Consider the following 15758-nt stretch of genomic DNA (forward strand, 5'->3'; position numbering starts at 1 on the left):
ATGCATGTAAACGTTCTATAAAAGAGAACAATAATGAGCCGTTTAAATTATCATCACTTATATTATTTTTGGTCTGTTGCTCGCATTGGTAACTTAACCCAAGCCGCGAAAGAGCTGCATTTGTCACAGTCAGCGCTCTCTACGCAAATAAAACAATTAGAGCACACTATTAATATTGAGTTATTTGAACGTAAAGGCCGCACACTCGCATTAACCGATATGGGAAAACGGGTGCAAATGTACGCCAACGATATATTCACCAAAGGGGAGGAACTGTCTTCTTTTATTCATAAAGGGGTGATTTCGCAAACCCAGCATTTATCAATCGGAGTGCTCAATACGCTCTCTCGTAACTTTATCGAAGAGTTTATTAATCCCTTAATGAGCAATAACGAAGTTCGCTTTTCGCTGACTGCAGGGCGTATGGATGGTCTGTTAAATGGCTTAGCAGAGCATGAATTGGATTTAGTTTTAACTAATAAACCCATCGGGCTTGAGCACTACGATCAGCTTTGGCAAAGTCAGTTGGTATCTCGTCAGCCATTAGCTATAGTTGGCCCCGCTGATAAAAAAACACGTGGCCAATTTCCAACAGGTTACACGGATGCACAGTGGGTGTTACCCGCTAAAACTTCTGCTATTAGAGACTCATTTAATGCTTTGTGTGCTCGTTGGCAGTATCAGCCAAAAATAAAAGCAGAGGCTGATGATATGGCTATGCTGCGATTACTTGCCCGCGATAGTGGTGCACTATCGGTATTGCCATCAGTTGTAGTAAAGGATGAAATAGAACAAGGCCTACTAGTTGAATATCAGCGTTTACCCGATGCGTTTGAGCACTTCTATGCCATTACCGCGCAGCTCAAGTTTGTACCAGACATATTAAAGTCGCTGCTTGCCAAAACCTGCTAATTACTTTTAAAGTATGTTTTTGCGTAAATACTTTATTTTTAAATAATAAAAAAATAATTAAAGCTTTTAATTCGTTGGCCGATACCGTATTTATATTGTACTGCAGATTAAGGATAATCATGGTTAATAAACTACAAGGCAATTATACTAACTTAAATGCGTTGCTTGCCCAATCGGTCAATAATTCAAACCAAACCAGTATGCCCACAGGTTTGCAATCGCGTGCTCACTTAGCGCCAAGTTCGGCAACAATCACTGATGAAATGCTTAGTCAGTTTAGTGACCAACAAGTCGATGAAATACTTAATCAGCAATTATCCTCGTTACTCACGATTTCCAGTGCACCCAGTGGCTCAAATTATAAGCTCTCTAGTGAAGAGGTTGCACTACGTACGGTAATAAGCTCTCAGCAAGAGGGCTTATTAAAAAACGAACGTAGCGATCAGTTAATTGAGCGCTTAAATTCTTCGGTAAAAAATATCCAAGGTGCTTATGCCAACACTAGCGATATTTTATCAAACTTGGGGCAACTGGGATTTAATCAAAAAACATTTTTAGCATCTAGCCAACAGCGTGTTGAACGCTCACTTAATCCTTTCATGGAAAGCTTTAATCGCGAGCGATTTGAAGACGATGATAACTATGGGTTTGAGCTTTCGGTAAAAACCAAAGAAGGTGATGTTATCAATATCGCCTTTCATTCTGCGCAAGGTTATGATGAGGAAACAGGCGAAACCACTGACGAATTTAGCATAAGTTATGAAGTAGATGGCGACTTATCTGAGACTGAACACCAAGCATTAACGCAAGTACTTTCTGGTGTTGGTGAAATGGCGGATGAATTTTTTAAGGCTAAACAAAGCACTTACAGTCGTTACGTACCCGCAAACCAAGCTGATTTAGATTTAAGCTTTCTAAGCAATTTTGATAACAAAGAACTTTCGGGTTTTGATTTGTACTTTTCAACGTCAGAGGGAAATACTGGCGATGCTGATGGAGCGCTCCTTGGAATAGATAATGAGCTTAATTTAAGTTATACCCTTGATGAGGATTCTGAGCAGCAAATACTGGAGTTTGAATCGGTAAACGGACAAAACAATATTGATTTTTCGCTTGATATGTCAACCATTGGCGCTCAAGATAAAAGCCAAATGCAACAATACATAAAAGCGCTCGATAAAAGCTTAGAAGATAGCCAGCTCAATAGCTCTGAGAAAAGTACACGTTCGGCGTTTGGCCAAAAAAGTGATGAAGTAATGAAACAAGGGTTGGCTGTATTTAAAAGTGCGTTTAGTAGTATGTCATCAGCCGCTGAGCGCTACAGTGAAATTGAGTCGGTTGCTACAAAGCAGTTTACTAATGGACGCGAGCTTGTCGCTAATTTAGTTGACAACATGATCACCAAAGATCCACGCTACCAAGGACTAGGAAGTAGTAATAAAAATTCCTTAGGCGATGGTATTTCTAAGTTAGCTGATTTTGATGCAAAATTCTCTTTTGCAATGGATCAGGGGGATTACATAGCAACAAGCACCACAAAGCTGAGTCAAAATACAGAACACCAAAAATCAGCAGGGTTAACTGGGGTTACTCAAGATAAAACGGCGAGCACGCGTTTTAATTATGAAGAAGGTAACCGCTCTGACATCCCTCCTGATTATTATGACAAACAAGAAAATTACACTATTGGTACCGCTGTAAAAAATAACGAATTGGTTGCCCTTGATCAGGCTCATGAGGTGGATGTAGATAAAAAAGTGTATCAGTTTAATCCCGAAATATCTCAATACGAGCTAAAAAAAGAATTGAAAGAAACCACCACCAGTGAGAGTAATATTCGTCTTATTAATGATATTTGGCTCGAGAAAAATGAAGATAGTCATAGTATGGATGAAAGAAAACGACTCAGTGGTGTGGGGGCGTCGAACGAGTTTAGAACAACATCGAGTTATTCACATACGCAATTAGTAACGTTAATCGGTGATTTAGATAAATTAGAACAAAACAAAGAAGCCAAACGTGAGTACTTAGCCGTTTTATCACAAGTGGATGATTTTATGGATAAAAGCAAGTAACTTTTATTTACTTAAGCTCGATTGTGGGTATAGTAACTAAAACACTATTTAAGTATAAGATTATGTTTAAACAATTAATTTTACTTTTAATGTTGAGTTTACCACTGGCAGTGAATGCAACGCTCAAACCACACTCGGACGCTATGACTGCTAAGCGTTTATTAAGCGAGCACGATAAATTTGCTAAGCAATACCAAACATTTTCGCCCACACCGCAAGACGTTGTATTGATGCAAAAATTAGCAGGTAAAGAGGTGTTAGTGCTTTTAGGAACGTGGTGTCATGACAGTGCCCGTGAAGTCCCCCGATTAATAAAGTTACTCGATGAGTCTAAGGTTAAACTTTCGAAAATAACCTTTGTTACAGTCGGTTATGACAAACGTGATGAGGCAGGTATTGCCCTGGCGCATGACTTACAATATACCCCCACTTTTATTATTAAGCATAACGGGGTTGAAGTTAACCGCGTAGTAGAAAAACCCAGCGGCACTCTCGCCCAAGATTTAACCTTGGGCTTATAACGAGAGTCAGCTAGCCAGTATTATGTTTGAGGTTTTATTTTTACACTGGCCAATCAGCGGCGTCTAAGTCATCTAATTGTGCATCGCAGTGCTCATTTCCTTGCCACTTAGCAATGTATTCACCGTGCGGATCATATTGCTGGGTTTGTTTTTGCAAATTAAAGTGACGTCCGCCGCGCGGATCGACCCCAACTCCAGCAATATATTGCCAATTACCCCAATTCGACGCCACATCGTAATCGATTAACTGTTGCTCAAAGTAAGCCGCACCATAGCGCCAGTCTAGTTGTAGTTCGTTTACTAAACAACTAGCAACGATTTGTCTTGAGCGATTGCTAATAAAGCCTGTTGCATTTAGCTCTTTCATAATGGCATTAACTAACGGGTAAGGTGTACTGCCTTGGCACCATTTAGCAAAACGATTCGGGCTAAACGTGGTAAGTGGCGAGCTTTGTTTCTTACCTTTAAAGGTAAATAACTGATGCTTAACATTAATTGCATGCCACTTGAAATACTCACGCCAGAGCAATTCAAACTTGATCCAGTAAGTTGACTCGTTTGCTCCATACTGCGCTTCATAAGCATCTACAGCACAAAAAACTTGCTTGGCACTAATACAGCCAAAAGCCAGCCAACTACTAAATTTTGTTGAGTTATCAAAGCCATCCAGCTCATTGCGAGTGATTTTATAGCTACTCGGTAAAGCCGATGAAAAGTACTGCTGGCAGTGCTCAAGCGCAGCCTGATGCCCACCAAGTAATTGTGTATTCCCTGTTGCTGGCTTTTCTATCGGTTGTTTTGCGCAAAGTATAATAGGTGGAGGCAATCTTGCCGCTGAAAATGTATGTGTGGCTAAACTAATTTCTGCCGCTTCGATCTTTTTTCTAAAAGGTGTAAAGCCGGTTGGTAAATTAGCTAGTTCAAAGGGCAGTTGCTGTTGTTGATATAAAGTATCTTGCATCACAGATTTAAATACCACAGTCGTGCATTTTGACTTAAGAGCACTCATTTGGCGCTGTTCATATACACCTATTTGCTGGCTATATACAACTTCGTCAATGCTAAGCTCATTAATACGCTGTGTTAATACCTCAACTGGATCGCCTTCAATAATATGTAAGGTTTGGCCAAGCTCTAAAATAGACTCCTGTAGCTCATATAGGCTTTGCATTAAAAAGCGTTGTTTGTGGACACCATAGGGTTTTTGTTGATAGTTATTGCTTTTAAACCAAGCAGGGTTAATCACAAAGACCAGGTCCAACTCACATTGTTGTTGTGATAAATCATTGAGTATAGGGTTGTCGTCAATGCGCAAATCATTTTGCAGCCAATACAGAATACGCTTTTTCATACTTATGCTCTGGTTTTTTAAAATCATTTATTTTACGAAGCAAAAGCGAGCAGGGATTAGTTTTGAGGTGTTTAATAGGGCTTTAAAAAGAGGCGATAACAATACCGCCTCTCAATTTGTTTCCGTTGTATCTTAGATAGCTAATTTTTGCTGTGCTATCCAGTCGTTAATTACATCTTCAAGTACCGCCATAGGAAGTGAACCTTGACCAATAACGGTGTCGTGAAAGCTGCGTATATCAAATTGTGCGCCTAGCTGTTTTTCGGCTTTTGCACGCAGTTCGCGTATTTTAATTTCGCCCATTTTGTATGAGAGCGCTTGGCCTGGCCATGAAATATAGCGGTCTATTTGATCTTCCACGGCGCTTTGTGGCAAGGCGGTATGATCAGCCAAATAATCAATCGCCTTTTGGCGGCTCCAACCAAAAGCATGAATACCGGTATCAACCACTAAGCGCACTGCGCGCCACATTTCGTAGCCTAAACGGCCAAAATCGCTGTACGGGCTTTGGTAAAAGCCCGCTTCTTTACCTAAACGCTCTGTATAAAGTGCCCAGCCCTCGCCAAAAGCAGAGTGGCTCAGTGTGCGTCTAAACTCAGGAACGTCTAACTCCATCGCAATGGCGTTTTGTAAATGATGCCCAGGTATGGCTTCGTGTAGGCTAAGTGCTTCTAAATTATATAAAGGCTGCAGTTTTGGAGTTGAGGCTAAAAAGTAAGTACCAGGCGAGCGGTTATCAGCAGGTGGCATATAAAACGCCCCACGACTCGCTGAGCCTTTTATAGTAAAGGTGTTACGCGGTAAATGGCCAAAGTAAGTGGGGAGTTTGCCATACATTTTTTGCGTTATAAAAGCGGTCTTTTCTAATAAATCTTGGGCGTCTTTTGCGTAAAATTGCTCATCGGTTGCTAAAAATTTTAAAAAGTCGCTGTAGCTGCCTTCAAAACCAACGTTATCAATAATGGCTTGCATTTGTGCTTTAATGCGCGCCACTTCTTTTAGACCAAGTTCATGAATTTGTTTAGGAGTAGCATTAGTGGTGGTGTAGTAATTAACCGTGTACTTGTAATAATCAAGGCCACCTTTGATGCTTGCAATACCCGGCTGCGTTCTACAGTGCGGCATATATTCGTTTTCAAAAAAGTCGTAAAAGTGCTCGTAAGCAGGCACAACTTTTGAGGCAATTATTGTTTTAGCTTTATTTTGGTAAGTTTCTTTTTGCGCTGCAGTAAATGTATTAGGGATGCGAGTAAATGGCTCATATAAGGCGCTATTCTCAGGTTGTTTAACTATATGAGCGCTAATGCTTTGGCTATAATTTTCAAAGGTTTTACAATAATGAGTAAACCCTGTTTTAATACCTTGTTTCATTAAATCAATATTTTGCTGATTAAAGCGCGGGTAATCACCAAGGCTGATTAAAAATGCGTTGTAATCATCAGCGGTTAAAAAGGCCATGTTAGCCGGCGCTTCTGCAAAGTAAGTATGCCAGCCACTTAAAAAATTAACCGGAAAATACTTATCTTGATAAAGGTAGCTTTGTTGCTCTGTTTCTCGCTCATATTTAAATAAGCGGTAGTTCATTAGCTGCTCGTTGTTGAGTGTTTTTGGGTCAATGCTGGCTAAGCTTTTTAGTACGCTGTTGTTATAAGCTTGGCGCTTAGCAATGGCTTGCTCGCTCCAATTTGGTAATGTGCCGTTTGGTTTCCAACCGTCTGGATCGGTTCTAAAAAATATTTTTTCAGCTTTGGCGTTTTGCCAGTGATTATCAATAATGGTTTTTAAATCGCTGTTACTGTCGGCTAAGCTTGGCAGCGAGGTGGCTGCTAAGGCAATAGCTAAGATTGTTTTTTTAGCATGTTGAATTTCACTTTTTAAAATTTTAATTATTATTTATGTGCGCTGATTTTATGATAATAACAAGTTCACTCAATTAATGCGTTGGTTTTTAACAACAGCCTAGCTTATTGTTTTACTGGTGTTTAAAATAAAACATATTGGAGTAGCGATATTTAATAACGTATTTTGCTAATCGAACAGGTGAATAGCCAACACCCATATATTTATTGAGCTTTACTTGTTTAGCTTTGCAGGTTCAAAACCTGATTATGATGAAGAAAAATGGATTGGGATTATTCGCCACACGTGACAAAAAATGCCAGATGATGCACATGAGTTTGTATTGGCAGGTCACACTACATTGCTACCACCATTAATTGGCCTGATACACAAAGCATTAGAATAACTATTTAACTTTAGGTATTAAAATAAAAAGGATTTTTGAAAATGTTGTGCCCTCGTACAAATACACCATTGGAGCCTATATTAGTTGGCGGCATCACTGTTTATACATCGTTTTTAGGCGGCGTATTTTTTGATAACAGCCAAATTTTTAAATTTAGCTCGCCGGAGTTAAAGCATGGTCAGGTTTTACTTAAGTATTTGAGTAATTATGCCGAGGGTGAATATGATGTATCGCTACGAATTAATTGCCCAAAGTGCAAAAATGTTGTGATGATGCGCCGGTTTTTTTCACCGCTCAAAGTGGTTGAAATAGATGAGTGCCCAAGCTGTGCAGGAATATGGCTTGATAGTGGCGAATTAAGCAAAATACACGAAAACCATTTAACACCCAAAGAACGAAAACTGCTAGCCCATGAAATGGCCACCAATCATGGGTTTATAACTATTAAGCCGCCAAAATCAAAATATTACCCTAAAGCGCCTAAAAATGTTCAAGGCACCACTGTTGAACGGCTGGTGCAATTAGCATTACTTAACTTTGAGTAATAAATTAGTCTCGTTCGCTACATTAATTTTAAATTCGCAAGTGCTGCCAATTAAAGCATGACTTGCAAGAACAAATTCTAAAACCAAGGAAAGCTGAATATGAAGGACTATAAGCGTAAAGTAGCACTGCAATTTTTCTGTGTGCTACTGGCATGCTTTTTGACATCAGGCTGTGATTTTTTATTTGATAAAGCGCATGGTTATCGTGGGCCCATTGTTGTGACGATTGAAACAGAGGATGGCTCAGTGCCAGAGTATCCTTTTTTGATAAAGTCGGCCTATTCAGAGTCGTGTGGTCACAGTAGTTGTGGTATTGATTTTGGCTATAAATATTTTAAAACTGCCTATGCTAATAAGCCAATTACCTTCCCACGCGAGCGTTTGGATTTATTACAGCCCAATGCCTATGCATCGATTGAGTTTACGGTTACCCATCCTAATTATCACCAAGGCGGATTTCCGCGAGGCTTTGGGCCAACTGATGCTGATGATCCTATTCATATCACGTTTACCGTTAAGCCGTTTGCTGAACAAATGAATAAAGTAGCTGGGTGGGCGACTGGCCCTAAACAAGACATGCAAAACTTTACACCTGATAGCAGAGAATATAAAAAAGCAGACATTCGGTATCGCCAAGCGCGTTTTAATTTAGGAAAGACGATTAAAAGGCACATTACGGTGATCAAAACTTTTTACTTACCTCATTTTTCAAAACGTATGCAGCAACGGGTTATTGAAAAATATCAACCGATTTTTAGAGCCTGGTATTACGGCGTACCTGAAACGGATTGTTGGGATATGGTTGACTGTAGAAAGCAAATTTTAAAACCAAGGGAAACTGAATATGAAGGATTATAAGCGTACTTGTCTGCAATAATACTTAATTAATTTACTGGATAAAATCAGATGCTAACCGCGTTAAGAGTTTTTATCTACGACGGCATGGATGCAGGAGCAAATGCCGAGAAAAATTAAATAACCTGAACCTTTGGATAATAAACCTATCTCAGCCAGAGTTCAGCTTAAATAAGAAAATCGTGCCATGTTATCGAGATGGTTTTCTTACCTCAAAATAGCTCACGTAATTAAGTGAATTGGTGTAATTAGCATGACTTAATTTTGAATCATAAAAACGGCGTACTATAAAGTACGCCGTTTTATTAAACTGACTGAATTAAAGTCGTTATGATTTATTGCGGTTTTCTTTACTAAACGCGCGAATTTTACGTTTTTGCGACAGGGTTACTTTATTAGTACGCCCTGCAAATGGGTTATCACCTTCTCTAAATTCAATTTTGATTGGGGTGCCCATAATTTTAAGTGCTTTACGGTAGTAGTTCATTAAGTAGCGTTTGTAGCTATCAGGTAAGTCATGTACTTGGTTACCATGAATTACGATACGTGGCGGGTTATAGCCCCCGGCATGCGCATACTTAAGCTTAACACGACGTCCACGAACAAGTGGCGGCTGATGGTCGGCCTGTGCCATGTCCATAATACGACGCAACATAGCAGTACTAATCCGCTTAGTTGCCGACTCATACGCTTCGTCAACTGATTCAAATAAATGACCAACACCAGTACCATGCAGAGCAGAGATAAAGTGTAGGCGGGCAAAATCAATAAAGCCTAAACGACGATCAAGCTCAGTCTTAATACGGTCTTTAACGTAATTATCTAGACCATCCCACTTGTTCACGGCAATAACTAATGAGCGCCCTGAGTTAAGCGCAAAACCTAACAGGCTTAAGTCTTGATCAGAAATACCATCGCGGGCATCAACCACTAGTAACACGACGTTACAATCTTCGATTGCTTGTAGCGTTTTAATGACTGAGAATTTCTCAACCACGTCACTTACTTTTTTACGTTTACGCACACCAGCGGTATCGATAAGAATATATTCTTTGTCGTTACGGGTCATCGGAATGTAAATTGAGTCGCGGGTTGTACCTGGCATATCGTATACAATAACACGGTCTTCACCTAGTATACGGTTAGTAAGGGTTGACTTACCTACATTTGGACGACCAATAATTGCCAGCTTTACCGGCTTGTCGGCAAACGCTTGGTGATCGGTGTCATCTTCTTCACCTTCTTGATATAAGTCGATAAGTTCTTCATCGTCATCGGCTACATCTTCATCAAGAGCGGCAAGTTCAGCAATAACAGGCTGAAGAGTTTGCTCAAGCAGTAAAGTAATACCACGGCCATGTGCGGCAGCGATATGATGAACTTCACCAAGTGAAAGTTGATAAAACTCAGCACAATTTGAATCGGCATCAATGCCGTCTGTTTTATTGGCAACAACAAAACACTTTTTCTCTTGCTTACGTAAGTGATTAGCAATAGCTTGGTCAGCCACTGTCATGCCCACACGAGCATCAACTAAAAATAAAACAATATCCGCTTCTTCAATGGCTAGTAATGACTGATCAGCCATTTCGGTTTCGATACCTTCTTCTGAGCCATCAATACCGCCCGTATCTACCACGATAAATTCAAAGCCATCGTAATTTGCTTGGCCATATTTTCTATCACGCGTTAAGCCAGGAAAGTCGGCAACGAGTGCATCACGAGTACGTGTTAAACGGTTAAATAATGTGGATTTGCCCACATTGGGTCGCCCTACAAGAGCGATCACGGGAAGCATAAACTACCTCTTTAAAAAACAACAAAAGGCTTCGCAGTGCGAAGCCTTACAAAAAATAATTAACTATTAGTGCCTTACACTAATAGTAGACAGTTAGTTCGGTATTTTTACCGCGCTAACTTCACCATCGCGGGTGTATAAAATCAATTTATCGTCAGCGACAACGGGCTCAACAAAAAAACCTGAGCTGTCAAAGTCTTCACGAGATACTAGCTCGCCAGTTTCTTTATTTAACCAATGCAAATTGCCTTCTTGGTCACCTAACGCTAAATAATTACCGGCAACCGCTGGACCTGTTAAGTACCAGCCACGTAGAGCGGGTTGGCTCCAACGTTCAATGCCTGAATCTTTATCAAGTGCATAAACAACGCCGTTACTATCAACAACGTAAATTGTTTGCAAATCCATGCTAATTTCACGGTAGCTGCTGTATTCACGTTTCCATACAACATTACCTGAACGAATATCTACTGCTGATAAGTTACCATTGTATGCAATAGCGTAAGCAAATGGACCGCTAATGATCGGCTGCGTATCTACATCAACTAAACGTTCAAACTCTGATGCGCCTTTTGGCACTGCAATTTCTGCACTCCATGCCGAGTAGCCACTCTCAGAAATTAAAACACTTAACTTACCTGTTTCTAGGCCTAGTAACACACCACCGTTAGCCACAGTAGGTGAACTTTGACCGCGTAAAGTCAGCGGTGGCACTTCTTGCTCAAAGCTCCAGCGTTCTTCACCAGTATCTGGGTGAAGCGCAAGTAACTTACCTGAGGCTAAATTGACAAAGATTAAGCCATCGCCTGCAGCGGGTTTAGAGAGTGATTCGCCAGGTACTTTTTTACGCCAAACTTCTTTACCAGTCTCACGGTCAAGTGCAATTACATAACCATGTTCAGAGCCTAAATAGATTTTACCATAAGCTTGTAATATTCCGCCTGATAATTTTGCACTATCGTTATCGCTCCAAGGCCAAAACGATAAATCTTGGCGAATGTCGGTTTCCCATTGGGTATCGCCATTGGCAAGTGATAAGGCTTCTACTTGGCCTTCACGGCTAGCAACATACACTGTCTCTTTATAAACAGCAGGTGATAGGCGTGAAAAGTAATGCTCTACACCGTTACCAATAGATTCTTGCCATACCACATCAGTTTCAAACTGATTGGCTATTTCTGGAAGCACCAGTTCTTCTTCGTCATCACTTGAAGAACACCCCATTAGGGTTGCCATACATAGGGCAAGCGTTGCTGTTGTTATTTTTCTCATGCCTAAAACCTTATGCCGCTGGGCTAGTTACTGCTAGGTCATCTAACTTAATTTGTAAAAGAGGATTACTCGTTAATCCGCCGGCATCAACAGCAGCTTGGTAGGCTACGCGTGCTTGTTCTTTATTGCCTTGCTGAGTGTAAATGTCACCTTTTAATTCAGCCACATTTGCGTTAAATGCTTCAGGAAGAGGAGCATTTAACGTACTTAATGCATCATCGTATTGCTGCTGAGCAATTTGCACACGCGCTAAACGTGTTGTTGCAATGGCTTTAAGCTCTGCGTTATCAACGTTAGTTACGATCCAGCTTAACTTTTCATTTGCTACATCTAAGTTTTGGGCATCTACTGCTTCTTTTGCAGCAACAAATGCCGCTAGAGTTGCGTACTGAGTGTCTTTGTTTTCAGTGATAAATGCATCAGCAGATGCTAATACGCTGTCGCTTTCAACAAGCTTAGTGTATGCATCAGATGCTTGCTCTGCAGTCGTTATTTGATTTTGGTTGTATGCTTTCCAGCCATATAAACCACCTAAACCAACAATAACGCCTAACGCTAGTGAAAGGCCGTTTTCACGAAAAAAGCGTTTAATTGCTTCTGCTTGTTGTTCTTCTGTTGAATAAATTTCCATGCTTACCTCTGTTAAAGCGCTTCACTACTTACGCTTTATATAATTTAGCTATTAATTAGTTCTGCAAGTAACGTTTTAGCTTGTTCTAGTTCTAGTGTGACTTGTTCCTTACGCTCACGTAAGTATTTAATAGTCACAACGCCTTGCTCTAATTCATCTTCACCGATAATAATTGCGACGAGCGCATCGCTTTTATCAGCACGTTTGAGTTGTTTTTTAAAGTTACCAGCGCCAGCGTGCACCATAACCCGTAATCCAGGTACATCACGACGTAAGGTAGATGCAATTATAGGCGCTTGAATACTGGCTTTGTCGCCCATAGCTGCTAAATATACATCAGCACTACGGCGTATGTCACCTACACATTCAAGTGCTTGAAGTAGTAAAACCAAGCGCTCTAAACCCATCGCGAAACCTACCGCAGGGGTTGATTTACCGCCTAATTGCTCTACTAAGCCATCATAACGACCACCAGCACATACAGTACCTTGTGCACCTAAGCTGTCGGTTACCCATTCAAATACAGTGCGGTTGTAATAATCTAAGCCACGTACCAGCTTTTCATTAACCGTGTATTTGACGCCTGCGGCATCTAATCGTTCACATAAATTTTCAAAATGTTCTTTTGATTCAGCATCTAAATGTTCAGATAGCTTTGGTGCATCGACTAAGATTGCCTGAATATCTGGATTTTTAGTATCCAAAACGCGCAGTGGGTTAGAGTACATACGACGCTTAGAATCTTCATCTAGTATATCGGTATGTTGTTCTAAAAAGGCGATTAAGGCATCGCGGTACTGTGCACGTGCTTCGTTTGAACCTAATGAATTAAGTTCTAAACGCACATGGTCAGTAATGCCAAATGCTTCCCAAAGTTGCGCCGTGAGTAAAATAACTTCGGCGTCAATATCGGCGCTGGCAATACCAAAAGTCTCTAAACCAAACTGATGAAATTGACGGTAACGACCTTTTTGTGGGCGTTCATGGCGAAACATAGGGCCCATGTACCAAAGGCGTTGTTCTTGATTGTATAACAGGCCATTTTCGTTACCTGCACGGACACACACTGCAGTCCCTTCTGGGCGCAGAGTTAAATTGTCGCCGTTACGATCGGCAAAGGTGTACATTTCTTTTTCTACTATATCGGTTACTTCACCAATAGAGCGTTTAAATAGGTCGGTTGATTCTACAATTGGAAAACGAATTTCTTGATAACCAAACGATGATACGGTCTCGCGTAAAATGTGTTCTACTTTCTGCCAAACTTGCGTATCGCCTGGCAGGCAATCGTTCATACCGCGAACTGCCTGAATTTGTTTTGCCACTGATAAATCCTAAATCTGTTTATGTGCAGCTCTGGGCTGCAACCACGTAAAACTAAAAAATCGACCCTGCATTATAACCCTAACTATAAGGTAATTGCGAGCGCAGCGGGGCGTACGTAATTTATACTACGTTTGAATGCCGCGGCTAAAAAAGGTCAATTAAATACATAGTGCTGTAACAACGTATCACTCTACGATTTTTATATCGATTGGAGTTTGCTGTTGTTTCTGATCAATGAAATCACGTACATAGCCTTCAAGTTGATCAACAATATTATTGTTATCAATACGCGCTTTTTGGCGCTCGCCGTTAATGTATAAACCTGAGCGACGGTTTGCGCCGGCAAGGCCAATATCACTCACTAATGCTTCGCCTGGTCCGTTAACCACACAGCCAATGACTGACACTGAAACTGGCTCAATAATATCTTCTAAACGCTCTTCAAGCTGATTCATGGTGCTTACTACATCAAACTCTTGGCGCGAACAGCTAGGGCAAGCAATAAAATTAATGCCGCGAGAACGAATACGCAATGATTTTAATATATCAAAGCCTACTTTTATTTCTTGAACTGGATCCGCTGCTAGTGACACACGCAGCGTGTCACCAATACCTTCAGCTAATAACATGCCTAAACCAACGGCCGATTTAACTGAACCAGAGCGCATGCCGCCTGCTTCGGTAATACCTAAATGCAGTGGCTGGTCGATTTCTTTTGCAAGTAGACGATACGCGCCAACCGCTAAAAATACGTCTGATGCTTTCACTGAAATTTTAAATTGGTCAAAGTCTAAGCGACGTAATATATCTACATGACGCATAGCAGATTCAAGTAGAGCTTCAGGTGTTGGCTCGCCGTATTTTTCTTGTAGGTCGCGCTCAAGTGAGCCGCCATTTACGCCAATACGAATTGGAATGTTATGCTCACGGGCCGAATCAACAACGGCTCTAATACGTTCTTCACTGCCAATGTTTCCTGGGTTAATACGTAAACAATCAACACCATACTTTGCTACTTTTAATGCAATGCGGTAGTCAAAGTGAATATCAGCAACCAGCGGTATCGATACCTGCTCTTTAATGCTTTTAAATGCTTCAGCTGCATCCATAGTTGGAACGGATACACGTACTATGTCAGCACCGGCATCTTGAATCGCTTGAATTTGAGCTACAGTGGCATCAATGTCCATTGTGTCTGTGTTGGTCATTGACTGCACGGCAATTGGTGCACCATCACCAATTGGAACATTACCCACATTAATGCGGGTGGATTTTCTGCGTTTTATAGGAGATTCTGAAAACATAGCGACTACTCTGCTAAGGGTAATTTAAATTTAGCTAAACGGTTTTTAGGAAAAGCCGAAATATCAACTGGCTCACCATTTAGGGTAATACGAACAACATCGTGCTTGCCTAATACCACTGAAAAAGGCGCTACACCAGTTAAGGTCATTTCATAGCCTGCTTTTTTTACACCAAATGCAATTTTCTCATCGTTGGCATCGTGGATTTCAACCCAGCTTTCGTCATTAAACATCATAATAATGGTGCTTAAATCACTGCTTGTTGGTTCACTTTGGCTTTGTGCATCGTTAAGGGGCGCAGCCTGAATTGTTTGTTGTTCATTGATTACGGCTGGGTTTGCTTGTGGTGCAGGCTCAATATCATTTGATTGTGCTTCATCGACAGCTTCATTGGCCTCATCAGCGAGTCGTTTTGTATTTTCTTGTTGCACAGTGATGAATGAGTTACTCGCTTTTATAGTATTAGTTTGTTCATCAATAGGCGTTGCATTTTGCCACCACCATACGGCTGATGAGCCAATAACAATGGCTAAAATTAAGTAACTTACCGTCATTAGTCGACTGTCATGCGCTTCTTTTTCTGTACGCCTTGAAAAGCTTTGCATATCTACAGGCTTATCTGAAGCACTAAAGGCAGGCAACATCGCTAAAATAGCGCTGCTATCTATGTTTAGTGTGCGGCAATAATTTTTTATGTAGCCTTTAACAAATGTTTTTGCGCCCAGTAAATGATATTCATCATTTTCAATATGCTGAACTTGTAATTCAGTTAACTTTAATAACGAGGCAATATTAGCAAGGCTAATGTTTGCTTTTTCTCTATGTGTTTTTAGTATTTGACCTACAGAGGGTTCATCGCTCTGCGGTTGTGTATTATCTTCATTCATAATGTGTATCAGTTTGGATCCACTAGTAAAAGTTTA

The 15758-nt window shown here is 40.7% G+C and carries 13 protein-coding genes; 5 read left to right on the forward strand and 8 right to left on the reverse strand.

From position 1 onward, the window contains the following. The first annotated feature begins 33 nt into the window (after positions 1-33). The 3 genes from AC0L7Q_RS18250 (at position 34) to AC0L7Q_RS18260 (ending at position 3508) form a co-directional block, all read left to right on the forward strand. Positions 34-912, forward strand: a complete 879-nt coding sequence (locus AC0L7Q_RS18250; RefSeq protein WP_409425626.1) for a LysR family transcriptional regulator — start codon at positions 34-36, stop codon at positions 910-912. A gap of 119 nt (positions 913-1031) precedes the next feature. Further along, the gene (locus tag AC0L7Q_RS18255) at positions 1032-2987 is read left to right on the forward strand and encodes a hypothetical protein (protein ID WP_413403507.1); all 1956 of its coding nucleotides are present in this window, start codon (positions 1032-1034) and stop codon (positions 2985-2987) included. A gap of 62 nt (positions 2988-3049) precedes the next feature. Next, the gene (locus tag AC0L7Q_RS18260) at positions 3050-3508 is read left to right on the forward strand and encodes a TlpA family protein disulfide reductase (protein WP_138605787.1); all 459 of its coding nucleotides are present in this window, start codon (positions 3050-3052) and stop codon (positions 3506-3508) included. Between the two features lie 40 nt (positions 3509-3548). On the opposite strand, the gene AC0L7Q_RS18265 is transcribed toward AC0L7Q_RS18260, so the two are convergent. Both AC0L7Q_RS18265 and AC0L7Q_RS18270 read right to left on the reverse strand, forming a co-directional pair. After that, positions 3549-4859, reverse strand: coding sequence for a DASH family cryptochrome (locus AC0L7Q_RS18265; protein WP_138605789.1), 1311 nt, complete (start codon positions 4857-4859; stop codon positions 3549-3551). A 132-nt stretch (positions 4860-4991) separates the two neighbouring features. Further along, positions 4992-6725 carry a DUF885 domain-containing protein gene (locus AC0L7Q_RS18270; RefSeq protein ID WP_418157369.1) on the reverse strand — a complete coding sequence of 578 codons (1734 nt, stop codon included), beginning with the start codon at positions 6723-6725 and terminating at the stop codon, positions 4992-4994. A 420-nt stretch (positions 6726-7145) separates the two neighbouring features. Between AC0L7Q_RS18270 and AC0L7Q_RS18275 the strand changes: the two genes are divergently transcribed. Both AC0L7Q_RS18275 and AC0L7Q_RS18280 read left to right on the forward strand, forming a co-directional pair. Next, positions 7146-7649: a TFIIB-type zinc ribbon-containing protein gene (locus tag AC0L7Q_RS18275; RefSeq protein WP_413403511.1), complete on the forward strand. Its 504-nt coding sequence runs from the start codon at positions 7146-7148 to the stop codon at positions 7647-7649. 99 nt (positions 7650-7748) lie between these two features. Further along, on the forward strand, positions 7749-8507 hold the full coding sequence (locus AC0L7Q_RS18280; protein ID WP_413403513.1) for a hypothetical protein: 759 nt from the start codon (positions 7749-7751) through the stop codon (positions 8505-8507). 325 nt (positions 8508-8832) lie between these two features. Here the strand turns inward: AC0L7Q_RS18280 and der are convergent, their stop codons facing one another. The 6 genes from der to AC0L7Q_RS18310 all read right to left on the reverse strand — a co-directional run bounded on the left by der (position 8833) and on the right by AC0L7Q_RS18310 (position 15722). Beyond that, positions 8833-10302, reverse strand: a complete 1470-nt coding sequence (gene der, locus AC0L7Q_RS18285; RefSeq protein WP_010389444.1) for a ribosome biogenesis GTPase Der — start codon at positions 10300-10302, stop codon at positions 8833-8835. Between the two features lie 93 nt (positions 10303-10395). After that, positions 10396-11574: an outer membrane protein assembly factor BamB gene (gene bamB / locus AC0L7Q_RS18290; protein WP_413403515.1), complete on the reverse strand. Its 1179-nt coding sequence runs from the start codon at positions 11572-11574 to the stop codon at positions 10396-10398. A 10-nt stretch (positions 11575-11584) separates the two neighbouring features. Beyond that, positions 11585-12205, reverse strand: a complete 621-nt coding sequence (locus AC0L7Q_RS18295; protein ID WP_138605797.1) for a YfgM family protein — start codon at positions 12203-12205, stop codon at positions 11585-11587. A gap of 44 nt (positions 12206-12249) precedes the next feature. Then, entirely contained in the window at positions 12250-13530 is a 1281-nt protein-coding gene (hisS, locus tag AC0L7Q_RS18300) for a histidine--tRNA ligase (RefSeq protein WP_413403517.1), read from the reverse strand. 186 nt (positions 13531-13716) lie between these two features. Beyond that, positions 13717-14835, reverse strand: a complete 1119-nt coding sequence (gene ispG / locus AC0L7Q_RS18305) for a flavodoxin-dependent (E)-4-hydroxy-3-methylbut-2-enyl-diphosphate synthase (protein ID WP_198522851.1) — start codon at positions 14833-14835, stop codon at positions 13717-13719. A gap of 5 nt (positions 14836-14840) precedes the next feature. Then, a complete protein-coding gene (locus AC0L7Q_RS18310) occupies positions 14841-15722 on the reverse strand; it encodes a RodZ domain-containing protein (protein WP_413403519.1) in 882 nt (293 codons plus the stop codon). Between the last annotated feature and the right edge of the window lie 36 nt (positions 15723-15758).

The organism is Pseudoalteromonas sp. KJ63-1 (assembly GCF_055808145.1).

Coding starts and splice junctions, on each gene's coding strand:
- AC0L7Q_RS18250 (WP_409425626.1), top strand. CDS start 34: ATGAGCCGTTTAAATTATCATCACTTATATTATTTTTGGTCTGTTGCT.
- AC0L7Q_RS18255 (WP_413403507.1), top strand. CDS start 1,032: ATGGTTAATAAACTACAAGGCAATTATACTAACTTAAATGCGTTGCTT.
- AC0L7Q_RS18260 (WP_138605787.1), top strand. CDS start 3,050: ATGTTTAAACAATTAATTTTACTTTTAATGTTGAGTTTACCACTGGCA.
- AC0L7Q_RS18265 (WP_138605789.1), bottom strand. CDS start 4,859: ATGAAAAAGCGTATTCTGTATTGGCTGCAAAATGATTTGCGCATTGAC.
- AC0L7Q_RS18275 (WP_413403511.1), top strand. CDS start 7,146: ATGTTGTGCCCTCGTACAAATACACCATTGGAGCCTATATTAGTTGGC.
- AC0L7Q_RS18280 (WP_413403513.1), top strand. CDS start 7,749: ATGAAGGACTATAAGCGTAAAGTAGCACTGCAATTTTTCTGTGTGCTA.
- der (WP_010389444.1), bottom strand. CDS start 10,302: ATGCTTCCCGTGATCGCTCTTGTAGGGCGACCCAATGTGGGCAAATCC.
- bamB (WP_413403515.1), bottom strand. CDS start 11,574: ATGAGAAAAATAACAACAGCAACGCTTGCCCTATGTATGGCAACCCTA.
- AC0L7Q_RS18295 (WP_138605797.1), bottom strand. CDS start 12,205: ATGGAAATTTATTCAACAGAAGAACAACAAGCAGAAGCAATTAAACGC.
- ispG (WP_198522851.1), bottom strand. CDS start 14,835: ATGTTTTCAGAATCTCCTATAAAACGCAGAAAATCCACCCGCATTAAT.
- AC0L7Q_RS18310 (WP_413403519.1), bottom strand. CDS start 15,722: ATGAATGAAGATAATACACAACCGCAGAGCGATGAACCCTCTGTAGGT.